The following is a 22,271-nucleotide window of genomic DNA, read 5'->3' as shown; positions in this document are numbered from 1 at the left end:
CCCTGGCGTGCGGCCTGATCAATCGACCCTAAGTATGCCCAGGTCAGGTGGTTGAACCCTCTCTGAGGCGCTTTGCGATTTCATGGTGAAGCACGCCGCGGCGGCCCTGACGCCGTCGCGCCGCGGCCGCTTTCAGGCCGTGCCGCTCTGCGCGCCGCCCGCGGACCTCTGCGCCGTCGTCCGCGACGTGGAGCGGGTGGACGCCCTCGGTGCGCGGGTGGAGGGGGTGGTCGCGCGCGCCCGGGTCCGTGGCGCGGGGGTCGCGGGCTGTTCGGCCATCTCGCCCGTCATCTCGCCCGCCCTGCCCTGCGTCCGCCCCTGCCGCATCTGGCCTCGCTCGGCCATGCCCTGCTGCTGCCTGTTGCACGCCCGGGTGGCGATGACGGTGCCGGCGCCCACCACGACGGCGATCGGCCACTCGATCATGCCGATGGCCGCGAGCAGGCCGAGCCCGCCGTAGTACATCAGACGGTCCGGCGGAGGCAGGAAGGTCCTGGCCGTCTCCATGGCGCGGTTCATCTCCTGCCCGCGCGGGGTGGACGTACGGGACATTCCGGGCATGCGCGGCATCCTGGGCATGTGCGGACGGTGGACGTGGAGGCTGACGACCGGTGTGTCCAGCTGGATGAGATCGCCGTCGGATTCTGAGGTCGATGGTGTGGCACGGCGCTCTCGCGTTGTCTGGCTCACTGTCATGGCCCCTCCTCGGGTCGGAAGCATCTCCTCTTTTCAGCCTTTGCCCACTTCAGCGGCAATCACTAGGGACTTTCGTCACCTTCATCCTTTATTGTCCTATTCATTTGGTTAGGCTCTCGCGCATGACCGGAAGGCGTACGGCAGAACGGTCGCGCTGTCGCCTCGCCGCACGGGGGCGTAGGCTCACGGGACGTGACAGCCGATCTGGACTTCGTCTGCGAACACGCAGGTAGGCCCGCGGCCCGCCTCACCCGGCGGGACGTCGCCCGGGCGTTGCTCGCCGTCCCGAGCGGGCAGGCGCTGGTGGCCATCCCCGACCTCCGCCGCGCGATGCTCGCGGCGGGCAACCCACTGTCGGCCGCGTTCTGGGACTCCGCGAAGGCCACGCTCGCCGGCATCGAGAACGGAGTGGCCACCGTCGGCGACGTCCAGAGATGGCTGGAGGCGACCGGCACCGAGCCCATACTCATCACCCGCGGCTACTTCATCTGGCCAGAGGAGGGCGAGCGCGGCCCGGTGGCGACCGAGCTGCACGACCGGCTGGTCGCCCACCTCGAAGAGCGCGTCGAGAGCGGCGAGATCGACCCCGACCGGCTGGTGGCCGGCGACTCCGAGGCGCGTGAGATCTACGAGCGCGCCCAGGACCAATGGCTCGCCACGCCCCTGCCCGACGGCCGGGTGCCCAGCGCCGTCGTCGGCGAAGAGCTGGACGAGGAGCTGTTCGCCAGCTGGGACGAGGAGGAGGCGTTCGCGCTGGGCGAGCTGCGCAGGGTGCTCGCCGACCTGCCCGAGCCGTCCTTCCCCGCGGACGAGCTGGAGGTCGCCGCCCGGCGGCTGCGCGCGCTGCTGGCCGCGCCCGGATACCCCGGCAACGTGCTGCGCGCGTGCGCCGGCCTGGACGGCGAACCGCTGCCCGAGAGCGACACCGAGCTCTGGCTCATGGTCGCCGCCGGGGTGGCCTCACCGGTCTCCGACCTGCAGGACGACGACGAGCACCAGTTCTGGGACCTTGAAGGCGAGCTGAGCGAGGAGGACGCCGCGCTGGCCGCCCTGTGCACCATCCACCACGCCGACTGGCTCGCCACCGTGGCCGCCCTCGCCCGGCGCGGCCCGGGAGTGCTGGCCACGCCCGAGCGCATCGCCCGGCTGGTCGCCGAGTCCGACGACATCGACGTCGACATGGACGACCCGGAGGATCTGGAGACCACCGAGACGCTGTTCGCCTCGGTGACGCCGCTGTGGCGCGAGCTCGGCATCGTCGACGACCGGGCCATCCTCACCGCGCTCGGCTGGTGGGGCCTGCCCAAGGCGCTCGAACGGGCGTGGTCCCCCGAGTGAGACGGCGTCCGCGCCGCTCAGGGCGCGGACGCCGGCCGGGCTCTCAGCGGGCGGTCTCGGTGGGCTCCGCGGACTCCGCGTGGCGCGCGGGCTCGCCGGAGGCCGCCTTGGCGACCAGGTCGCCGTACTCGGGGTGGCGCTCGATGAAGTCGGCCACGAAGGGACAGAGCGGCACGATGGCGGCGCCCGACTCCCGAGCCGCGTCCAGCGCGCCGCGGATGAGGCGGCTGCCGTACCCCTGACCCTCGAAGTCTTCGCCGATCTCGGTGTGGGTGAAGACCAGTCTGCCCGCCCTGTGGTGGTACTCGGCGAAGCCGACGAGACCGCCTCCCACCGTGATCTCGAAGCGCCCGGCGGCGGGGTTGTCGGTGACCTCGACCGTCTCGTTCATGCAGGACTTCCTCTCGGGGGGAAGGTCAGCGGGACCCGTCGGCCCGCGGCTCGGTGCCCGTGGTGTCGGCGCGGTCGGCCTTCCTCAGATCGGCCTCGCGCGGAACCTCGATCTTGGATATCTGCTTGTTCATCGACTTCACCAGGAAGTACAACGCGACACCGATGGCGGCCACCACGAGGAAGCCGATGAGACCCGGGCCGACCGCGGGCGGGGCGGCGAGGGCCCCCTGGGCGGCGGCTGCGTACGCGGCGAAATCAGTCACGTGTCAAGTCTGCCACCTGGGGGCGCCGCCCCTTCCTCAGCGGTTGGCGTGCGTCACCTCTTCGGCGCGGATGCCCGTGAACAGGTCTTCCTCGGGAAGCTCGGTGTCGACCAGCGACCGCGCCAGGTGGTAGTCCTCGGTCGGCCAGATCTCGCACTGCAGATCGCGCGGGCACACGAACCAGAAGCCGTCCGGGTCGACCTGGGTGGCGTGGGCGAGCAGCGCCCGGTCGCGGATCTCGAAGTACTCGCCGCACGGCACCCGCGTGGTGACCTCCCACTTCTGCGGGCGGTCCTCCCAGCGGGCGATCCAGTCGCCGTAGGGGGAGCCGATGCCGCGCTCGGTCATGGCCTGGTGCAGCGCCTCGAACCGCGCCCGGGTGAAGCCCATGTGGTAGTAGAGCTTGAGCGGCTGCCAGGGCTCGCCGAGCCCGACGTAGCGGTCGGGGTCGCCCGCCGCCTCGAAGGCCTCCACCGACACCTTGTTGGTCATGATGTGGTCAGGGTGCGGGTAGCCGCCGTCGTCGTCGTACGTCACGATCACATGGGGCCGGAACTCGCGGACGGCCGCGACGAGCGGGGCGGAGGCCACCTCCAGCGGCTGCAACGCGAAACATCCCTCGGGCAGCGGCTCGCTCTCGTCCTCGGGCAGGCCCGAGTCGATGAACCCCAGGAAACTCTGCCGCACCCCGAGGATCTCGCGCGCCCTCTCCATCTCCTGGCGGCGCACCTCGGTGATGTTCTCAAGGATGTCCGGCAACTCCATCTTCGGATTCAAGATCGAACCACGCTCGCCGCCGGTGAGGGTGCAGACGAGGACGTCGGCGCCTTCCGCCACGTAGCGCGCCATCGTGGCGGCGCCCTTGCTCGACTCGTCGTCCGGGTGGGCGTGAACTGCCATCAATCTCAGGGGTGCACTCACGGGTCGCTTCTCCTCAAGTGTCCAGGCCGGACTCCCCCAGGGGGACTGTTCCGGGGGCGGCGCGTAGAGCGGAGCCTCCGCAGGGGACAATTGTCTCGTGCAACGACAAGGGACCGCTGGGAGATTCCACCATGACCGATAGAGCCGTCGGTTCGCACGTGGACCAGCCGATCCTGGGGACCCCAGACTCCTTTCCGGAGCGTCGCCCCACTTCCGGGCGCACCGGGCGATCCATTGCCTTCGTCGTCATCGGGATCTTTATCGCGATCGCGATGGGCGGCTGGGGCTACGTCATGATGACCGCCCGGGGAAATCCGGACATCCTCACGATCGCTTTCAAGGTCGACGGCCCGAACTCGGTCACGATAACCTTCCAGACGCACAAGCCCGCCGACCGCACGGCGGTCTGCAGGCTCAGAGCCACCGACGTGGACCACGCGGAGGTCGGCACCCGCGACGTCACGATCCCCGCCGGGGAGGAGGACGTCAGGCTGACCGAACGCGTCGACACCAGCGCGCGTGCCACATCCGGCCACGTGCAGTACTGCTATCTCGTACAATGAGACTTTTGGGAAAGCGTCCGGCCGGGTTAATTTGTTAGTCTCCCGGAATTCGGACGCTCGCAACTCTCACGAGTACGCAAGGAGAACCCGTGGTCGACTCCCGCGAAGAGAACGTCACCTGGCTGACCCAGGAGGCGTACGACCGCCTGAAGGCGGAGTTCGAGTATCTCTCGGGGCCCGGGCGCGTCGACATCGCCAAGAAGATCGAAGCCGCCCGCGAAGAAGGCGACCTCAAGGAGAACGGCGGATACCACGCGGCCAAGGAGGAGCAGGGCAAGATGGAGGGCCGCATCCTCCAGCTCCGCCAGCTCCTGGACCAGGCGAGGGTGGGCGAGGCCCCGAGGGCGGAAGGCGTCGTCGGCCCCGGCATGACCGTGACCATCCGGTTCGACGGTGACGACGACGAGGTCACCTTCCTGCTCGCCTCCCGCGAAGAGAGCGGCGCGCCGATCGATGTCTACTCGCCCCGTTCCCCGCTCGGCTCCGCCATCAACGGCAAGAAGATCGGCGAGAGGGCCACGTACACCCTGCCCAACGGCCGGCAGAACACCGTCGAGATCCTCGAGGCCGTCCCCTACATCGGCAACTGACCCCAAGCGGTCCCCCGCGACCGGACACCCAGATCCGCCGGAGCCCGGCTCCGGCGGATCACGGCTGTCCGTGGTCGGCCGGGGCGTCTCGGCGCTTGACGGCGAATCGCCGGACATCCGGCGTCGACTACGGGACAATGTCTGCTACTGGACATTCAGGCACTGACGGGGACGACATACGTGTGACCGGCCCGGAACCACCTGGACGTTCCGCCCGACATGCGGCACGCTCTTTGGTGCCCGGATGCCAAGGCCCGATGCTCGGCCACGAAGACCAGACGACGACGGCATAGAGAGACGGAGGGGGAGAAGGTGCTCGATCGGCGACCGCGTGGCTCGACCGCCGTCCGAGACACCCTCACCCGCGGCGTGGGAGCCTTCCAGGGCTACGTGAGCGGCGCGCTGGCCGAGGTGCGCGAAGACCTCAGCCACCACCCCCGCATCCCGCGCCGGCGTCGCGCCGCGTCACGGCTGCAGCGCCGTACGGTCGCCATCATCGCCACCGGGCTGGTCGCGGTGCTCGCCACCGACCTCATGGTCTTCGGCGAGCTGAGCAAGAGAGAGGCGCGAATCGCGGCCGCGGCCCGCCTCGCCGAGGCGGACGGGCGCGGCGCCGGGTACGTCGCGGCCACCCGCGATCTGGCCATCACCCGCAGCCTGAACGCGACCCGCGCTCCCGCGGCCGCGGGAGGCCCGGTGACCGCCCCTCCGGTCGCTTCACGAGGGTCGGCCGCCGCCGCTCCGGGCGGCCAGGGCGGTTCCGCCACGGCGGGTTCCTCGGCCACGGGCGGCCGGTCGGCGACGGGCGGTACGGCGTCCGCCGGCGGTTCCTCCGACGCCCGGAAACTCCCGGCCGGCGACCCGCCGCAGTCGGCCACGAGCACACAGGTCGCGCCGCTGACCGATCTGCGCAAACCACACCTGTTCGTCGTCACCCCCCGCCCGCTGACCGCCGCCGCCGTGCGTCGGGTCAGAAAGAGCGGCGGGGTCAAGTTCGCCGAGGTCGTGGACGCCGCCGACGTCATGATGGGCGGCAAGCGCGTACAGACCATGGGCGTGAACCCCTCGACCTTCCGCGCCTACACCCCACGTGCCACCGCCCGCTCCGACGTCTTGTGGAACAGCGTCGCCGCCGGGGACGTGGCGGTGTCCTTCGTCCTCGGCAACGACGGCGGCGTGCCCCTGGGCTCCACGGTGAGCGCGGGCGGCCGTAACCTCCGCGTGGGCGCGTACGCCACCGTGGGCATGGGCCTGATCAACGCGGTCGTGTCCCGCGACGTGGCCAGGTCCCTCGGCATCCCGCGGAACAACGCGCTGATCGTCAGCGCCCCCGGCGTCGACTCGACCCGGCTGCGCCTGCGTCTGCTCAAGGTCCTGCCGAAGGGCAGCCAGGTCGCCTTGATCAACCCCGTGCTCACCCCGCCCTCCCAGACGCGCACGAACTGGCCGGCCAGCTCGTTCATGTCCCCAGAGCAGCTCCGCGTCGCCCTGACGGCCGCCGTGAGCAAGCTCGGCCGCCCGTACGTCTGGGGCGCCGAGGGGCCCGACACCTTCGACTGCTCCGGGCTCGTCCAGTGGGCGTTCGGACAGGCGGGCGTGCGCATGCCGCGGGTGACCCACCAGCAGTGGGTGACCGGGCCGCAGATCCCCCTCTCACAGGCGCAGCCGGGCGACCTGCTGTTCTGGCGCAGCGACCCGACGAACCCCGGCTACATCTCGCACGTGGCCATCTACTGGGGAGACGGCAAGATGCTGCAGGCCCCCCGCACCGGCGACGTCGTCAAGTTCTCCCCCGTCTCCACCAGAAACCTCGCCGGCGTAGTCCGAGTAAGCCCCTACGTAGCCGCCCGCGTCCGCTGACCCCGCCTACCCTCCGCAGGCGACCCGTCCTCGCCGGCGTCGCCGCGTCTACGGCGGACGGCCGGCGCCTGCGGTACCACCGTGTCCCTGTCCCACGCAGACCGGATCAGGACCTCAAAAGATCACCTGACCGTGGTTCCGGCAATCCCAGCAAGATCGCACTGTCGTCTTCGGTGATTCCCGCCTGGCGCAGCCGGGCCGCCATCTCGCTGGCGGTCTGGCGTAGGTGGGCACGCTCTTCCTGGTAGGAGTCAAGAAGCTCCTGCGGTACGCCGGGTATCTCGTACACATACTCAACCGACACCGGCACGTCTTCGGCCACGCCCAAGACGAAGTGCTTCACGGCTGCGACTTCCTCGAAGAGCTCTGCCAGCGTTCGGCCGCTGACGCCAGAACGGACGGAAGCATCGATGGGATCGGCTCCCCATACGACGATCTCTGTGTCCACCGTCTCCTCAAGGGTCACGCGGAAGGTGACGTGGCGAGGAGTCGGCATAGACGTGGTCACTCAACCAGCCCTCTCCGAACACGTGCTCCAGATCGCGTTCGAGATTGACGAGCACCGTTGACCGGAGGTCGCGGACTGGCACGATGGCGCGGTCGACCACAATCTGAGACCGGTCATAGAGCAAGAGTAGGCGAATGGATCGGCCCGTCTCCGCCCACTCGACACGCAATGCAAGTTCGCGGGCGAGCTTTTAGACCCGATCACGGATCTCCGGGTAGCTGCTCAACACGCGGCCACGGTAGTGAGGAGGTTTGCCGTCGGCTTGGAAATGGGAGGGCTGGAACTCCACGTCATGTCGTGGTTTTTGGCTCTAAGTGCGGACAAGCCGGTTCTTTCCGAACAAGCTGCCCTACACCGTCGACACGCCCTGGCATTCGGGTTCGCGGGGTGGAACGGAGCTCATGATCGACAGCACGCCGGAGGGCATATTCTCGTTCGCCACCATCACCCCGGTCATCCTTGGATCACCAGGGAATCGGTCGCCGCCATGCCCTCACGCGCCTTCCCCTCACGTATCTCCAGCGCCCGGTGATTCGGCTCATCGGTACAAAGCCCTCCGTCGCACCCTCCGCAAGCGAGCCGTCCTCGCCGACGCCGCGATGACGACTCCACCGCTCTACAGGGTGACTTGACGGCGCCGCGACGGTGGAACGTGGTACGGCGAACCCGGCGCCCCCGTACGGCGGACGGCCGGTACCCCGGTGGTCCGGGGGCCGGACCCTGCCTCTCAGCGCCTCGCCAGGTCGGGAACCCCCATGAATCGCTGTCCTCGACTTCGTCTGGGAGCAGTCCAGGGCGGCCGACCGGCTCATCGAGGACAGCCTCATCAGGGAGATGCCCGCCGTCATGGCGATAAGCCCTATTGCCCCTGAAGCGGACATGAAACGTTTGACGTGTAAGTACAAGATTCTCCTCCCGTTGATCGCCATGAACCCACTCAAAAAGGATTACGTAGGTGCGGGGAGGGCGCTTCCGGGGATTTCCCTGCCAAGAGCCCGGTGTTACCTTTTCGGATCGCGCACGGTGCTTGTTTCTGGATGGTCGATAAGTGGATGTCTCGTAAGTGCTGCCGGATTGTTAGCTCGATTCCGGTGGTGGCGAGATTGGATGGAACGTACCAATGGCCGGACGGCAGGAGGACGTGTGTACACACCGAAGACCCCCACCATGGACGACGCCCTGGCGGTCGTCCAGCGAGATCAGCCGGTCGACCGGACTCTGGATCTCCCGCCGCTCCAGGTCAACGTCAAGCATGGTGGGGTACTCGGCCTCAGCGACCAGGAAGTGACGGTCCGGCTCGCGAGCATCTACCGGATCGCCGGTCACGACCCCGCCCTTGCCCAGCAGTTGACCGACACGCAACTGCGCCTCTGGCTGCTGTATGCGGCAAATCTGCTGGCGGTGAACCGCGAGGCCGTCCCCGGGTTCGATTTCAAAGCGGCGCTGACGTGGCTGGTGCACAACATCCCCGCCGAGCCGGTGATGCCCGCCCCGGACCGCAACGAATTCGAGTTACAGGTGCTCGGCCGAACCCGATGGCTGCGGACGGCGCTGAAGACGAAGGTGGCCCCGCTACCCGATCAGGTGCGGCAGCAGGCCGCGGCCCTTTACGGTCCCCCGCCATCCACCCCCGATGTTCCGGGCGGGACCGGTGCTTCCAGTGGGCGGACGCCGCCGCTCGACAAGGACCTTCTCCGCAAGGAACTCCTGCCGAAGCTGCAGAACCTTCTGCTGAACCATGTCGTGCAGTGGCGTCGGCAGTCGGGGCAGCAACCGAGATTCCAGCAGTGGGCAGATCTCGGCCTGATCGCGCGGCTCGCCCAGACGGTGGCCTGGCAGACGCTCCAGCCGTACGCGGCGGCGCGCGAGGACGGTCCCTTCTTCACGGGGTTCGACTACTTCTCGAAGATCTATGACAAGACAAGGACGCTGCCGACCGAGCAGGATCTCGTCAAGCACCTGATGAACCGGGCCTATGTGGTCGGCGAGGACACCTCGGCGGGTGAGTCGGTCTTCACCCTCACCGGATATGACTCCACGCGCTCGGATGACAGGGTCTTCCTGTTCAAGATGCTCGGACAGTGGATCGCCGAACAGCCGTCGGTGCGCAAGCTCGCGATCTATTTCTTCCAGCACATCGGCTCCAACTCCCACGCGGGTGCGGAGGGCGGTGGCGGTGTCGGCCTGGTCACCGAGTTCAGGACCGACCGGCCGGAGTCGCAGGCCCGCTGGGAGACCATCGAGACGATCGTCCACGAGATGGCGCACAGCCTCATCCATCCGAACCTCCTCGCGCAGGTGGGAAAGGTGCGCAGGCCCATGGTGATCAGGGAGGGGTTCATCGAGGTGGTCACCAGGGAGGTGTTCAACTGGATGATCGACAACGGGGGCGAGGCGTCCACGAAACGGCTGATGATGGGGGTGGAAGGACAACTGGTGCCGCCGGTCAGGAAGACCACGCTGGGCTACGCCGAGAGCGGCGCGTACGCGGACCAGATCTTCAAACTCGTCGGCCGCGAGCGGTTCCTCACGGCCTTCATGACGGGAGACGTCGAACTGGTCGGCCTGTCACCGAGCTGAGTACGGGCCCCACGAGCCTGCACCGGGGCCTAACCGCCTCCGGCCCCGGTGTACAAGGCATCCCTCAGGCTTTCACTCGCTGGCGAGTTCGGTGTTCTTCAGGCTGCGGACGAAAGTGCGCCACTCGCCGGTGGTGAAGCGAAGCATGGGGCCGGTGGGCTTTTTGCTGTCGCGGACGGCCATGGTGCCTGCGAGGAATGCCACCTCTACGCAGGCGCCGCCGTTTCCGCTGCTGTACGACGATTTGCGCCAGTGCAAGTTGGTCACTTCCATGTCTCTGCCACCTTCGTCATCAGCTCTATGGACTGTCGTGCCGGCAGCGCTTCGGCTCGCAGGGATTCCCACAGGCATTTCAGAGCAGCTACGTCAGGGGCATGCTCGACGACGTCACCGCTCAGCGCATTGTCCACATAGACAACCTCGCGTCCCTCGAAAGTGGTTACGACGAGCGGACCGGCGAGGCCAGGATAAGCACCGACATCGAGCGGCACAATCTGTATGACGACCTTGGGCCGTCTCGCGACGTCCAGCAGATGCGTGATCTGGTCATGCATCACTGAGGGACCGCCGATCGGACGGTGGAGTACGCCTTCGTCCAAGATGACGACGAACATAGGCGGCGTTTCCCCGGTCAGGACACGTTGACGGGCCAGCCGGGCCTCCACTTGGTCGTCAATGTCGAATTGCCGCCCTGACTTGGCGATCACCTCACGGGCGTAGGGCTCGATCTGTAGCAGGCCCGGTACCAGCAGCGGTTCGTACCAGAGCAGAGAAGTCGCTCTGCCCTCGATCGTCAGCCACTTCCCCACCCACTCTGGCGGCATGGCCTTGCAGACCAGGTCTTGGGCGAGGCGGGTGAGGATGCCGGCGGTTTCGAGGACGCGGTCGCAGCGTTCGGCGAAGTCCGGTTTGGGGACCCTGCGGGCGGTCTCGACCATGGCGACGAAGGACGGCGAGTAGCCGACGATCGCCGTGGCGAGCTGAGCCTGGCTGAGTCCTGCGGCCTCGCGGGCCTGCCGCAATTCTCTGGCGAAGAATTCGAGCGGTGTCATGCGGTTGCCGTTCACGATCCCCTCACAGACGTTCACGGAATTGTCGCCTCGGTCACCTTTTCCAGGTGCGCTCGGCGTCCTTGGCCGGACCCTAAGACGCTGGTCAGGTCCATGGGAAGGGGCGAAGGGAATTTGTGGAATTCCGTCGTACGGGAGAACGGCGCGGATGTCTCTCCGCGTTGTTCGCGGTGTCGTATGCGATTCGGCAGGATATGTCGATCCGCCGATAGAACGACCGTTTTGTACGGGCGAATTTGGCGCAAGCGGACGCTATGCGCCGCCCCCTTCTCCCCACCGTCAGCACAACGGCAAGGAGTGCCGATGCCGGAGAGGTCGGGCGGTCTTCGTACCGTCTGCTGGGAAGTCGCGGGGGACGCCTCGATCGTGGGGAAGGTCCGCGCCTTGGTGAGGGAGGCTCTGGGCGGGTGGGGGCTGCCGGAGTTGGCGGACGACGTCGTGCTCGTCGTCGGAGAGCTGCTGGCGAACGCGAGCGCCTACGGCGAGCCGCCGATCAGGGTCTCGATGTGGGCCGGGGACGGCGACCTGTTCGTGTGGGTCACCGATCACGGCGCCGGGCTGCCGCGCCGGCTGGACCTCGGGCCGGACGCCGAACACGGGCGCGGACTGGCCATCGTGGCGGCGCTCGCCCATGGCCACGGCGTCACCCCGCTGACCGGCACCACCGGCAAGACCGTCTGGGCTCGCTGGCGACACTCCGCACTCCATGACATCACGACCACCATCCCTTGAGAGCACATCCAGATCGACCGCTGTGTCACCGGGAGCCTCGTCTCGTGAACTCATTACGGTGACCAGTGCGAGCGCGATGGAAAGGCTTCGGTGACCTGGAGTGCCGCCCTGAGTGATGGCAGGGTGAGGCTGTAAGGCTCTGAGTCGAAGGGGCCGTGAATGAGGAGCCATCTGTCATGAGGAACCGGACATTGCGGATTCCCGCGACCGCTGCCGAGGTCGAGGACGCCATCGACCGAGCGGCATCGGGAGAAGTCGTCCTCTTGGAGCAAGGCGGCCATGTGGTGGCCGCCGTGGTTCCCTATGCGGTCGCCGCCGCCGGCGTGGAGTCTCTCAGTGAGGCGCAGGACGTCGCCGATCGGTTGCTGGGAACGAGGCTGATCGCGGAGCTCGACGCGGGAATGGAAACGATGCGGCTGAGCGACCTGCGCCGTGAGATCGCACGATGAAGGGCTACTACGAGATCCTGCTGGCCGCGTCCGCCGTGCGGGAGATCCGCTCCATCCACGGCTGTGATCCCGGGGCCGCCAGATTCATTCTCGACTCGCTGGAGTACCTGTCCACGGATCCGGAGTCCGGGATGGTGCGAACGATCGACAAGGAGGCGGGACTGCTGAAGGCGGCAGTGGGCGATTTCGACGTGTTGTGCTGGATGCGGCATGACGAGATGAGCATGGTCATCCTGGCCGTCTCAAGGCGTTGTGACCCAGCGTGAGGCGGCACCCTCGTTCGCCCGCTCGGCGAAGGCGAGGACATCCTGCGCGCGGCCGGTGTTCACCGGCTCGGCGTAGATGTACGGACACATGGTCGACCGCGTCATCTTCGATCTCTGATAGAGCGAGAAGTCGCACCACACGTAGTCGTGCCGCGACAACTGTCCGGCCACCAGGTCATTGATGGCCTCTCCGTACATCGAGTCGTGCATCTCGATCAGGATCGCCGGCCGATGACGACGTATCGTCTCGGCCGCACCGGACAACGCCGTTCCCTCACGGCCCTCGATGTCGATCTTGATGAGCCCCACCCTCTCGTCGTACCGGGACGTGATGAGGTCGATCGGGAGGCAGTCCGCCTCGCCGAGGAACGCGCCGAACCCCTCCTCGCCGGAGTACAGCGTGGAGATCTCGCAGTCGGCGGGCGCGATCGCCGGCTCGTCGGCGGCGAGCGTGCGCGTGCAGGGTCCGGCGGTCACGTTGAAGGGATCCCACAGTCGCAGCCGTCCCCTGGACTCATGCGCGGCCACGGGGTGGACGTCGACGTTGCCGATGCCGTTGAGCCGGAGGTTCAATCGCAGCGTGCGCAGAGCAGTGGGGTTCGGCTCGATCGCGATGACCCGCGCGAATACCTCGCTCATCCGGAGGGTGTAGTGGCCGACATGCGCGCCGACGTCGACGAACGCCGAACCCGGCACGGTGAAGGACCTGAGCAGCCGCCACATGTCCTGCTCATGGGGGCCGGGGCCGACGCGGTCACCAGTGCCGGGCCTGACCGCCCAGGTGAATCCGTCACGGTTCGTGAGTGAATGTGCGGTGGACATGGAAACCCCCCGGGAAAGGTCGCCGCACTCACCGGCTCTCGATCGATCTCGTGTCGGAGGAGATCCAGCCTCGGTGCGGATAGAAGTTCCTCAGTTCCCGCATGCGCGGCGACTCGGTGAAGAACACGAAGTCGATGTTCGCGTGCTTCAGGATGCTGCTCTTCGCCTCCTGGCTCAGGCCGCCGCCGATGAGGGGCAGCGAATCGATCGCCACCTCGGTGAGCGTCGACAGGCCGGTCGTCGCGAACCGCTCGGCGACCTTCGCCAATCTCGGCATCCGCCTGCGCAAGAAGATGCCGAGGCTGGTGGACCTGACCGTCAAATGAGGGCGAGTTGCCCTGATGTATTCACAGATGTGTTGCCAGTAGTCGGCGGCACAGTCGGCCAGGGCGGCGGCTAGCGCATCGTCCGGATCCCGAGCGTCGGAGACTTCCAAGTACGACTGGATCTCGAAGAGCTCTCTGGCCTGCTCACGCAGCTCCATGATCTCTTCATGGCGCAGCATGGCGAGCAGGTCGGGCGGCGGCCCTTCGACCATGCGGTAAGCCGCCTCCACGAGTTCCGCCGTGTCCAGCGCGGGGCCGTCTTCACTCCGCTCGATCCGTCCATTGGTGAGGACGGCCTCGGCCAGACCCGTGCCCTGGCCCGAATTCCAGTCGGACCCGAGAACCCGCGCGTCGAACGCTCTCGCATGCGCCGTCTCGTCGAAGAGCCCATGGATCTGGATCAGTTCGTCGGCGACCGGCAGGCCGGAATCGTGCAGCAGCGCGAAAATCGGGGTATGTGAGAACCGCGGCCTCGAAAGAATTTTGTCGTAACGTCTCCGCAGCTCGATCGGCTGCTGTGACAGGAGACCGGCCAGCACGGAGTCCGGCGAGTTCGCCGCCTCGCGAACCTGCCGCATGAAGTCGTCCTTCGTCCTGGCGTAGTCGTAGCGGACGACGACGGGCCCGTCGCCGGCGAGGATCGTGTCGAGTTCCGCGACCATCCTGGAGCGCGCGTCCGAGACAGGCGAGATGACCCAGCCCTTGCCGTCCGGGCTGTTCTTCTTCCAGCTGTTCAGGACATCGGTCAGGGAATCACAGGGATCGAGCCGCTCTTCGCGGTAGAGGTAGTTGTGCTCCCGGAGCCCGACCGAGACGACGCCTGACGTGACGAGATCTCTCAGCAGACGGTAGAAACTGCTGTCCCGCAGGTCGGACCTGCTGAAATCGGCCACGACCCGCGGGTTGTCGACAAGTTGGGTGTCGTGCACGTAGACGCGCTCGTTGAAGAGCGCTCCGAACACGAGCAGGACCCTCAACTGGATCGTCGACCCGATGCCGGCCCATATCGGCTCCAAGGCCGCGAACTGCGCCGTGGCGCGCGGGGTTCTGACGGAGCGGGAGTCGGCGTGCTTCATCGATTCGCAATACCACCCTCAGAGAGCCGTACTTTTCACCGGTTCGGTGAGCGAATCGCCCATTTGTACGGCCACGTGTCCGCCACCGTTCCCCGCATCAAGAGAAGCACAATCAAGCGCCGCGTGGAACGGAAGACGGAGGCTAGAAGATGGAGGCTAGAGGGGGAGGCCCTCTTCTAGTAGGGACATGACGCGGTCCATCAGGGCGGCCAGGGACTGGGAGCCGTCGGATTCGATCCACTCTTCGATGGCGGCGATCCACGCGCCCACGACGGCGCCGGTGAAGACGCGCAGCCGGAAGTCGTCAGGGGGCAGGCCGGTGCGCTGGGCCACGGCGTCTCTCATCATGGTCAGGGCGGCGAGCTGGCTTTCCACCTGGCGGGCGCGCAGCGCGGGGATCGACCAGATGAGCCGCGCGCGCGTCAATATGGTCCGCTCGTCTTCGGTGACCACGTCGGCGAAGACCTCCTGGAGCGCGCGGCGTATCGCGGCGAGCGGGGTGAGGGTGGCCGGCTGCGCGAGGAACGCGGCGCTGATCAGCGGGTCGTAGTCGTCCTGGATCACCACGTCTTCCTTGGAGGGGAAGTAGCGGAAGAACGTGCTCGGCGAGACCTCCGCGGCCTCGGCGATCTGCTCGATCGTGGTGTTGTCGTAGCCCTGCTCGGCGAACAGCCGCATGGCGTGGTCCTGGATCGTCCGCCGGGTCTTGGCCTTCTTGCGTTCGCGGAGGCCGGGATGCCGCTGCTGGGTGCGCGCGGGAGAGCTCATCTTCCAATTCTCGCGTGAATACGCCGGGCGTTCACCGCACAGGGGCGCCGGATTCGCCGTATCCCCTTCCCGCCGCCGCGGCGCCTGTGGAGAAAGCGGACATGGGGCGGGGGGAGGGCGTCCGTCGGCGAGGTGGTGTTCTGTGACGCGCTCGCCTGCCTCTTCTGAGAGGACGGCATCGGGTCGGTGACCGGTGGGTGAGGAGGAGGGAGCGGGTGCCCCGGTCGCAGGGCGGTGGAGGCTCGCAGGTCAGCGGTTCAGGGGGGAGGGGGCAGGGGTTCGTTGGGGGGTGGGCGGGGCGGCGGGGGTGGGGCGCAGGCGGGAGGTGATGAGGGTGGCGGTGAGGAGGGACAGGGCCGCGCAGGTGGCGAGGACCGTGTCCATGCCGTACACGTAGGCGTCGTGCGCGGCGGCGGTGAGCGCGGGGTCGCCGAGTCGCACGGCCACCGCGACCGACTCCTCGGCGGCCTTGGGCGCGCCCTGGGGGAGGCGGGCGACGTAGAGGGCGGACAGCGCGCTGCCCATCAGGGCGACCCCCACCGCGCCGCCGACCTGCCGCACCGCCTGTAGCGCGCCGGAGCCGGCGCCGGTGCGGTCCTCCGGCAGCGTGGCGAGGACGCCGTCCATGGCGGGCACCATCGCCAGGCCGACCCCCGCCCCGGCGACCGAGAGCCAGGCGGCGGTCCAGGCGTACCCGTCCGGGACGCCGGTCATCGCGCCCATGCCGAGGCCGGCCGCCAGGAGCACCAGCCCGGCGGTCATCAGCCACCGCAGCCCCGCGCGGGCGAGCAGCCGTTCGCCGGCCAGCCCGCCGGCCATCAGCCCGGCGACCATGGGGACGACGCGCAGGCCGGTCTCGAACGCGTCGAAGCCCAGGACGGCCTGCAGGTACAGGGGGACGACGAACAGCACGCCGGTCATCGCCAGGCTGATGAACGTCGCGCCGGCCGCTCCCCACAGGAAGACCCGCTGCCGGAACAGGCCGAGGTCCAGCATGGGGGCGCGGGTCCTGGCCTCCACGACGGCGAAGAGGGTCAGCAGCGCGAGGCCGCCGATGACGCCGGCGAGCACCGCGGGGTGTGCCCAGCCGTCCTGGGGCGCCTGGATGACCCCGTACACGAGCGCGCCGAGGCCCAGCATGGACAGCAGCCCGCCCGGCAGGTCGACCCGGGAGGCCGAGGGGTCGCGCGATTCGGGGATGAGGAGGGCCACGGCGGGGACGGCGACCGCGACGGCCGGGATGTTGATCAGGAAGATCGAGCCCCACCAGAAGTGGTCGAGCAGGTAGCCGCCGACGATGGGCCCGAGCGGCAGGCCGACGGCCATGCCGGCGGTCCAGACGGCGATGGCCCTGGCCCGCTCGTGCGGCGGGAAGAGGACGGGCAGGATCGACGTCGAGAGCGGCATGATCATCGCGGCGCCGGCGCCCATGACCGCTCTCATCGCGATGAGCCAGCCCGCGTCGCCGACGGTGGTGGCGACGGCGGAGGCGACGCCGAACGCGACGAGCCCGACCAGCAGCATGCGCTTGCGGCCGAACCGGTCGCCGAGGGCTCCGGCGGGCAGCAGCAGGGACGCGAACACCACCATGTAGGCGACCACGATCCACTGCAGTTCGCCGGTGCCGGCGCCGAGGGAGGTGGCGAGCGTGGGGAGGGCGACGTTCAGGACGGTGAGGTCCAGGCCGATGACGAGGACGCTCAGCACCAGGGCGCCGAGCGCCCACCAGCGGCGCGAAGAAGTGACAGGCGACATGAATTGATAGTAGCTCTCAAAAGATGGTTGCTGTCAATAATGTCCTCTTGAGCTTGCGCCGTAGCGGGTGTAATCCTGATTACATGGAAACAGAAGAATCAGTGATCACGTCATGGTTCACCGGACGCCTGCCGGAGGAGTGGTTCACCGAGCGGGAGTTCGTCCTCGACCGCGAGGAGATCGCGGTGATCGGCACGCTCCCTCTGCCGGCCGCGGCCGCGGCCGCCTCCGGAGCCGAGCGGGACGCCCTGCTGGAGGGCATCGTCCAGCGCTTCAGGGAGGAGACCCGCGAACGGCGCATCGAGATCGCCCGCGAGGCCGAGCGCCGCTTCCGCCGGAAGGTCTCCTGGGGCGTCTCGCTGGAGGGCGGGACAGTGATGTTCACCACCCTCTCGATCCCTGTGATGACCCGCCTGCGCCAGCAGGAACGACGCGTGCTCGACACGCTCGTCGCCGCCGGGGTCGCGCGCAGCCGCAGCGACGCCCTCGCCTGGTGCGTGCGCCTGGTGGGCAGCCACACCGACACCTGGCTCGCTGACCTGCGCGATGCCCTCCAGCGGGTCGACCGCGTGCGTTCCGAAGGCCCCGACGTCACCGCGTAGATTGGTTTGAACCAATCTTTTGAAAGGCCTAGACCATTTTCAATGGCCTATACCAATGGCACTCTCCGGCCCCGGCGGGCGTACGGCCCGCCGGACGGAAGCCGACTCTCCAATCTTCGCCAAGATGGGTAAAATCCCGGAAACCATCGCGGTCCCTGCCCCGTTATGACACCGCCCGGATGGGCAGTGGGCAGGGCTGACGACGGTCATCCGAATTCACCGGCCCGAAACAGAGTCGAAATGGGAGCCGCGGATCTCCTCTTTTGAGGGGTCCTTGAACCCCCGTTTCCATGACTGGTCTATGCCAATTGGATTCGGCGCGTTCCGTCGTTGATGATGTTTTGCCTGAGAGTAAGGAGCCGGCTCCGTGTCAGTTTCCATTGAAATGACCGCCCCGACGTCCCACGCCGAGCTCGCCGCCTGGGTCAGAGAGATCGCCGAGCTGACCCGTCCCGATCGCGTCGAGTGGTGCGACGGGTCGGAGGCCGAATGGACGCGCCTGACCAACCTGCTCGTCAAGCAGGGGACGTTCACGCGCCTCGCCGCGCGGCCCAACAGCTTTCTCGCGACGTCCGACCCCGGCGACGTCGCCCGGGTCGAGGACCGCACCTTCATCTGCTCGGAGGATCCGCAGGACGCGGGCCCCACGAACAACTGGATCGCGCCCAAGGAGATGCGCGCCACCTTCGACCGGCTGTTCAGCGGCTGCATGCGCGGGCGCACGATGTACGTCGTGCCCTTCTGCATGGGCCCGCTCGGCGGCGAGATCTCCCAGCTCGGCGTCGAGATCACCGACTCTCCGTACGTCGCCGTCTCCATGCGCGTCATGACCCGCATGGGCGAGCGCGCCCTCCGGCTGATCGAGGAGAGGGGCGACTACGTCAAGGCCGTCCACTCGGTCGGCGCCCCGCTGGCGCCCGGCCAGGAGGACGTCCCCTGGCCGTGCAGCACCACCAAGTACATCAGCCACTTCCCGGAGACCCGGGAGATCTGGTCCTACGGCTCCGGCTACGGCGGCAACGCGCTGCTCGGCAAGAAGTGCTACGCGCTGCGCGTCGCCAGCGTGATGGCCCGCGACGAGGGCTGGCTGGCCGAGCACATGCTGATCCTCAAGCTCACCCCGCCGGACGGCCAGGCCCGTTACGTCGCCGCGGCCTTCCCCTCCGCCTGCGGCAAGACCAACCTCGCGATGCTCCAGCCGACCATCCCGGGCTGGAAGGTCGAGACCATCGGCGACGACATCGCCTGGATGCGCTTCGGCGAGGACGGCCGGCTGCACGCCATCAATCCCGAGGCCGGCTTCTTCGGCGTCGCGCCCGGCACCGGCGAGTCGACCAACGGCAACGCCGTCAGGACGCTCTGGGGCAACAGCATCTTCACCAACGTGGCGCTGACCGACGACGGCGACGTGTGGTGGGAGGGGCTCACCGACGAGCCGCCCGCGCACCTCATCGACTGGCGGGGCCGCGACTGGACGCCAGGCTCCGGCGAGCCGGCCGCCCACCCGAACGCCCGCTTCACCACCCCGGCGTCCCAGTGCCCGACCATCGCCCCCGAGTGGTCGGACCCCAAGGGCGTGCCGATCTCGGCCATCCTGTTCGGCGGGCGCCGCGCGACGGCCGTGCCGCTGGTCACCGAGTCGTTCAGCTGGCAGCACGGCGTCTTCCTCGGCGCCAACGTCGCCTCGGAGAAGACCGCCGCCGCCGAGGGCAAGGTCGGCGAGCTGCGCTACGACCCGTTCGCGATGCTGCCGTTCTGCGGCTACAACATGGGCGACTACTTCGCCCACTGGCTCAAGATCGGCAGGACGGCCGATCCTGGCAAGCTGCCGCGCATCTACTACGTCAACTGGTTCCGCAAGGACGCCTCGGGCCGCTTCCTGTGGCCGGGCTTCGGGGAGAACGGCCGCGTGCTCAAGTGGATCGTCGAGCGGCTGAACGGCCGGGCCGGCGCCGTCGAGACCCCCATCGGGCTGCTGCCGCCGCGGGACGCGCTGGACACCGAGGGACTCGACATCGACGAGTCCGACCTTTCGGTCCTGCTGTCGGTCGACCGCGAGGTGTGGAAGCAGGAGGCCGCGCTGATTCCCGGCCACTTCTCCACCTTCGGCGACCAGTTGCCCAAGCAGCTGTGGCAGGAGTACCACTCCCTAGTGGACCGCCTTTCCTGACGCCCCTGCCGCCCGCCACGGGGAGCGAGGCCGCGAGCCCGCCGTCGTTCCCCGTTCCGCGTTCTGGACTCGACGGTGAGCCAAGCGGGGGCGGGCAGGCGTCCGGGCACGTGATAATTGCGTGTTGTCAACGTCCGACAGTGGGCGGGCGGCGAAGGGGAGGTCTCCATGGGCGTGCGCGATCTCGTGTACCGGCTGTACGAGCGCCGTCTTGAGGCCAAGCTGTCCAGCGATCAGATACCTCGCCACGTGGGTGTCATCGTGGACGGCAACCGCCGCTGGGCCAGGGCCATGGGCCTGCGCGACGTCAGCCACGGCCATCAGAAGGGCGCGGACAAGATCTCCGAGCTGCTGGTGTGGTGCCGTGAGGCCGGGGTCGAGATCGTCACAGTGTGGTTGCTCTCCAGTGACAACCTCAGCCGGCCGAAGGAAGAGCTCGACCCCCTGATGGAGATCATCGAGGAGACCGTGCAGGGCCTGGTGGCCGGCGGGTTGCGGGTGAACCCCATGGGAGCGCTGGACCTTTTGCCCGATCGCACGGCCCGCATCCTCAAAGACGCGAAAGAAGTGACATCGCGCCGTCCTGGGCTGATTGTGAACGTTGCGGTTGGGTATGGAGGAAGGCGTGAGATCGCTGATGCGGTGCGCTCCCTCCTCCAGGAGCACGCCAGCAAGGGCGCGAGCATCGAGGAGCTTGTCGAGGTCCTCGATGTCGAGCACATCGCGGAGCATCTCTACACGCGCGGCCTCCCCGACCCGGATCTTCTCATCCGCACGTCGGGAGAGCAGAGGCTGTCCGGCTTCCTGCTCTGGCAGAGCGCTCACTCGGAGTTCTACTTCTGCGAGGCCTACTGGCCTGACTTCCGCAGAGTCGACTTTTTGCGGGCGCTACGGTCGTACGCCGCGCGGCACCGGCGGTACGGGAACTGAAACACCCCGTGAACACCCCCTATCAGCCCTGGTCCAGCTGTTGGGTAGGGGGCGTCCACGACGTACCGTAAGGAGTAGGCAGTCCATACGGCCTACTTCGGGAGAGGGTCCGCCCTTGCGTCGCCTTTTGACGAGGGGGGCCGGAATCCGGCGTCGCCTCGCACAGGTGGGGGCGCACGATCGGGCCCGGTCCGCTCACCACCTCATAGGCAGGGCGCTGACTCCTGGCGCCCGGGGGAGAACGCGTGGCAGTGTCCTCGAGCAACCCGTCCACTACCTCCAGTAGCCTCACGCCATCGAGGCGCACGTACATAGTGGACACCTCTGTCCTGCTGGCCGACCCTGCGGCGATGAGCCGCTTCGCGGAGCACGAAGTCGTCCTACCGATCGTCGTCATCACCGAACTGGAGGCCAAGCGCCACCACCCCGAACTCGGGTACTTCGCCCGCAAGGCGTTGCGCTTCCTGGACGATCTTCGTGTTCAGTACGGCCGGTTGGACGAGCCCATGCCGATAGGCGAGGGCACGATCAGAGTCGAACTCAACCACAGCGACCCCGCGATCCTGCCGGCCGGATTCCGGCTCGGCGACAACGACACCCGCATCCTCACCGTCGCGCGGTCCCTCGCCGCCGAGGGCCACGACGTGGTGCTGGTCTCCAAGGATCTGCCGATGCGGGTCAAGGCCGCCTCCATCGGCCTCGCGGCCGAGGAGTACCGCGCCGACCTGGTGGTGGAGTCCGGCTGGACCGGCATGGCCGAGCTCCAGGTGACCACCGAGGACGTCGAGTCGCTGTTCGAGAACGGCGGCGCCGACCTCGAGGAGGCCCGCGAGCTTCCCACGCACACCGGCCTGCGGCTGCTGTCGGCCCGGGGGTCGGCGCTCGGGCGGGTGCAGCCCGACAAGTCGGTGCGGCTCGTGCGGGGCGACCGCGAGGTGTTCGGCCTGCACGGCCGCTCCGCCGAGCAGCGCATCGCCCTCGACCTGCTCATGGACCCCGAGGTGGGCATCGTCTCCCTCGGCGGCCGGGCGGGCACGGGCAAGTCGGCGCTGGCGCTGTGCGCGGGCCTCGAGGCCGTGCTCGAACGCCGGCAGCACCGCAAGGTCATCGTCTTCCGCCCCCTCTACGCGGTGGGCGGCCAGGAGCTCGGCTACCTGCCCGGCTCCGAGAACGAGAAGATGGGCCCGTGGGCGCAGGCGGTGTTCGACACCCTCGGCGCCGTCACCACCCCCGAGGTGATCGAGGAGGTCCTCGACCGCGGCATGCTGGAGGTCCTGCCGCTCACCCACATCCGGGGACGGTCGCTGCACGACGCGTTCGTGATCGTGGACGAGGCGCAGTCGCTCGAACGGGGCGTCCTGCTCACCGTGCTGTCGCGCATCGGCGCCAACTCGCGCGTCGTGCTCACCCATGACATCGCCCAGCGCGACAACCTCAGGGTCGGCCGGCACGACGGCGTGGTCGCCGTGGTCGAGAAGCTCAAGGGGCACCCGCTGTTCGCGCACGTCACGCTCACCCGCTCCGAGCGCTCGCCGATCGCCGCGCTGGTGACCGAGATGCTGGAGGACATCACGGTCTGACCGGCGGCCCCGG

At 68.2% G+C, this 22,271-nt stretch carries 23 protein-coding genes; 12 read left to right on the top strand and 11 right to left on the bottom strand.

The features are described from left to right. Positions 1-132: 132 nt before the first annotated feature. A complete protein-coding gene (locus ACZ6QO_RS24840; protein ID WP_465853987.1) occupies positions 133-561 on the bottom strand; it encodes a hypothetical protein in 429 nt (142 codons plus the stop codon). A gap of 327 nt (positions 562-888) precedes the next feature. Here ACZ6QO_RS24840 and ACZ6QO_RS24835 point away from each other — a divergent pair, with 327 nt between their 5' ends. After that, the gene (locus ACZ6QO_RS24835; RefSeq protein ID WP_465853986.1) at positions 889-2,034 is read left to right on the top strand and encodes a hypothetical protein; all 1,146 of its coding nucleotides are present in this window, start codon (positions 889-891) and stop codon (positions 2,032-2,034) included. A 43-nt stretch (positions 2,035-2,077) separates the two neighbouring features. Here the strand turns inward: ACZ6QO_RS24835 and ACZ6QO_RS24830 are convergent, their stop codons facing one another. Genes ACZ6QO_RS24830 through mca form a run of 3 tightly spaced genes read right to left on the bottom strand, consistent with a single transcriptional unit; the run spans position 2,078 to position 3,590 of the window. Next, the gene (locus ACZ6QO_RS24830; RefSeq protein ID WP_465853985.1) at positions 2,078-2,425 is read right to left on the bottom strand and encodes a GNAT family N-acetyltransferase; all 348 of its coding nucleotides are present in this window, start codon (positions 2,423-2,425) and stop codon (positions 2,078-2,080) included. Positions 2,426-2,450: 25 nt separating this feature from the next. Continuing rightward, positions 2,451-2,690: a hypothetical protein gene (locus ACZ6QO_RS24825; RefSeq protein WP_465853984.1), complete on the bottom strand. Its 240-nt coding sequence runs from the start codon at positions 2,688-2,690 to the stop codon at positions 2,451-2,453. A 36-nt stretch (positions 2,691-2,726) separates the two neighbouring features. Further along, positions 2,727-3,590, bottom strand: coding sequence for a mycothiol conjugate amidase Mca (mca, locus tag ACZ6QO_RS24820; protein ID WP_465853983.1), 864 nt, complete (start codon positions 3,588-3,590; stop codon positions 2,727-2,729). Between the two features lie 152 nt (positions 3,591-3,742). On the opposite strand from mca, the gene ACZ6QO_RS24815 reads away from it, so the two are divergent. From ACZ6QO_RS24815 to ACZ6QO_RS24805, 3 genes are all read left to right on the top strand, one after another. After that, complete coding sequence (locus ACZ6QO_RS24815) at positions 3,743-4,174, top strand: DUF4307 domain-containing protein (protein WP_465853982.1); 432 nt, start codon at positions 3,743-3,745, stop codon at positions 4,172-4,174. Positions 4,175-4,263: 89 nt separating this feature from the next. Continuing rightward, on the top strand, positions 4,264-4,764 hold the full coding sequence (gene greA / locus ACZ6QO_RS24810; RefSeq protein ID WP_465853981.1) for a transcription elongation factor GreA: 501 nt from the start codon (positions 4,264-4,266) through the stop codon (positions 4,762-4,764). 312 nt (positions 4,765-5,076) lie between these two features. Next, positions 5,077-6,624 carry a C40 family peptidase gene (locus ACZ6QO_RS24805; RefSeq protein WP_465853980.1) on the top strand — a complete coding sequence of 516 codons (1,548 nt, stop codon included), beginning with the start codon at positions 5,077-5,079 and terminating at the stop codon, positions 6,622-6,624. A gap of 106 nt (positions 6,625-6,730) precedes the next feature. Here the strand turns inward: ACZ6QO_RS24805 and ACZ6QO_RS24800 are convergent, their stop codons facing one another. Next, positions 6,731-7,072 (bottom strand): hypothetical protein, encoded by a 342-nt coding sequence (locus ACZ6QO_RS24800; RefSeq protein WP_465853979.1) that lies wholly within the window; start codon positions 7,070-7,072, stop codon positions 6,731-6,733. Positions 7,073-8,299: 1,227 nt separating this feature from the next. Here ACZ6QO_RS24800 and ACZ6QO_RS24795 point away from each other — a divergent pair. Continuing rightward, positions 8,300-9,712, top strand: a complete 1,413-nt coding sequence (locus ACZ6QO_RS24795) for a hypothetical protein (protein WP_465853978.1) — start codon at positions 8,300-8,302, stop codon at positions 9,710-9,712. Positions 9,713-9,784: 72 nt separating this feature from the next. On the opposite strand, the gene ACZ6QO_RS24790 is transcribed toward ACZ6QO_RS24795, so the two are convergent. Continuing rightward, positions 9,785-9,985: a DUF397 domain-containing protein gene (locus ACZ6QO_RS24790; RefSeq protein WP_465853977.1), complete on the bottom strand. Its 201-nt coding sequence runs from the start codon at positions 9,983-9,985 to the stop codon at positions 9,785-9,787. Further along, positions 9,976-10,800, bottom strand: a complete 825-nt coding sequence (locus ACZ6QO_RS24785) for a helix-turn-helix domain-containing protein (protein ID WP_465853976.1) — start codon at positions 10,798-10,800, stop codon at positions 9,976-9,978. Before ACZ6QO_RS24785 ends, ACZ6QO_RS24790 begins: the two co-directional genes overlap by 10 nt. A 285-nt stretch (positions 10,801-11,085) precedes the next feature. Here ACZ6QO_RS24785 and ACZ6QO_RS24780 point away from each other — a divergent pair, with 285 nt between their 5' ends. The 3 genes from ACZ6QO_RS24780 (at position 11,086) to ACZ6QO_RS24770 (ending at position 12,229) form a co-directional block, all read left to right on the top strand. Then, the gene (locus ACZ6QO_RS24780) at positions 11,086-11,514 is read left to right on the top strand and encodes an ATP-binding protein (protein WP_465853975.1); all 429 of its coding nucleotides are present in this window, start codon (positions 11,086-11,088) and stop codon (positions 11,512-11,514) included. A gap of 176 nt (positions 11,515-11,690) precedes the next feature. Beyond that, positions 11,691-11,963 carry a hypothetical protein gene (locus ACZ6QO_RS24775; RefSeq protein ID WP_465853974.1) on the top strand — a complete coding sequence of 91 codons (273 nt, stop codon included), beginning with the start codon at positions 11,691-11,693 and terminating at the stop codon, positions 11,961-11,963. Beyond that, positions 11,960-12,229 carry a type II toxin-antitoxin system RelE family toxin gene (locus ACZ6QO_RS24770; protein WP_465853973.1) on the top strand — a complete coding sequence of 90 codons (270 nt, stop codon included), beginning with the start codon at positions 11,960-11,962 and terminating at the stop codon, positions 12,227-12,229. Before ACZ6QO_RS24775 ends, ACZ6QO_RS24770 begins: the two co-directional genes overlap by 4 nt. Here the strand turns inward: ACZ6QO_RS24770 and ACZ6QO_RS24765 are convergent. The 4 genes from ACZ6QO_RS24765 to ACZ6QO_RS24750 form a co-directional block, all read right to left on the bottom strand. After that, positions 12,206-13,051 (bottom strand): FkbM family methyltransferase, encoded by an 846-nt coding sequence (locus ACZ6QO_RS24765; protein ID WP_465853972.1) that lies wholly within the window; start codon positions 13,049-13,051, stop codon positions 12,206-12,208. The genes ACZ6QO_RS24770 and ACZ6QO_RS24765 overlap by 24 nt on opposite strands. A 28-nt stretch (positions 13,052-13,079) precedes the next feature. Continuing rightward, positions 13,080-14,453, bottom strand: coding sequence for a hypothetical protein (locus ACZ6QO_RS24760; RefSeq protein WP_465853971.1), 1,374 nt, complete (start codon positions 14,451-14,453; stop codon positions 13,080-13,082). Positions 14,454-14,609: 156 nt separating this feature from the next. Beyond that, a complete protein-coding gene (locus ACZ6QO_RS24755; protein ID WP_465853970.1) occupies positions 14,610-15,221 on the bottom strand; it encodes an acyl-CoA-like ligand-binding transcription factor in 612 nt (203 codons plus the stop codon). A 249-nt stretch (positions 15,222-15,470) separates the two neighbouring features. Next, positions 15,471-16,976, bottom strand: a complete 1,506-nt coding sequence (locus ACZ6QO_RS24750; protein WP_465853969.1) for an MFS transporter — start codon at positions 16,974-16,976, stop codon at positions 15,471-15,473. An 83-nt stretch (positions 16,977-17,059) separates the two neighbouring features. On the opposite strand from ACZ6QO_RS24750, the gene ACZ6QO_RS24745 reads away from it, so the two are divergent. The 4 genes from ACZ6QO_RS24745 to ACZ6QO_RS24730 all read left to right on the top strand — a co-directional run bounded on the left by ACZ6QO_RS24745 (position 17,060) and on the right by ACZ6QO_RS24730 (position 22,258). Further along, positions 17,060-17,578 (top strand): hypothetical protein, encoded by a 519-nt coding sequence (locus ACZ6QO_RS24745; RefSeq protein WP_465853968.1) that lies wholly within the window; start codon positions 17,060-17,062, stop codon positions 17,576-17,578. A gap of 385 nt (positions 17,579-17,963) precedes the next feature. Then, a complete protein-coding gene (locus ACZ6QO_RS24740) occupies positions 17,964-19,748 on the top strand; it encodes a phosphoenolpyruvate carboxykinase (GTP) (protein ID WP_465854112.1) in 1,785 nt (594 codons plus the stop codon). Positions 19,749-19,916: 168 nt separating this feature from the next. Further along, on the top strand, positions 19,917-20,678 hold the full coding sequence (locus ACZ6QO_RS24735) for an isoprenyl transferase (protein WP_465853967.1): 762 nt from the start codon (positions 19,917-19,919) through the stop codon (positions 20,676-20,678). A gap of 311 nt (positions 20,679-20,989) precedes the next feature. Beyond that, the gene (locus tag ACZ6QO_RS24730; RefSeq protein ID WP_465854111.1) at positions 20,990-22,258 is read left to right on the top strand and encodes a PhoH family protein; all 1,269 of its coding nucleotides are present in this window, start codon (positions 20,990-20,992) and stop codon (positions 22,256-22,258) included. Positions 22,259-22,271: the final 13 nt, after the last annotated feature.

It is taken from the genome of Sphaerisporangium sp. NPDC049457, assembly GCF_055586705.1.
The sequence above is the reverse complement of the archived record's forward strand: the minus strand, read 5'-3'. Positions and strand labels throughout refer to the sequence as shown.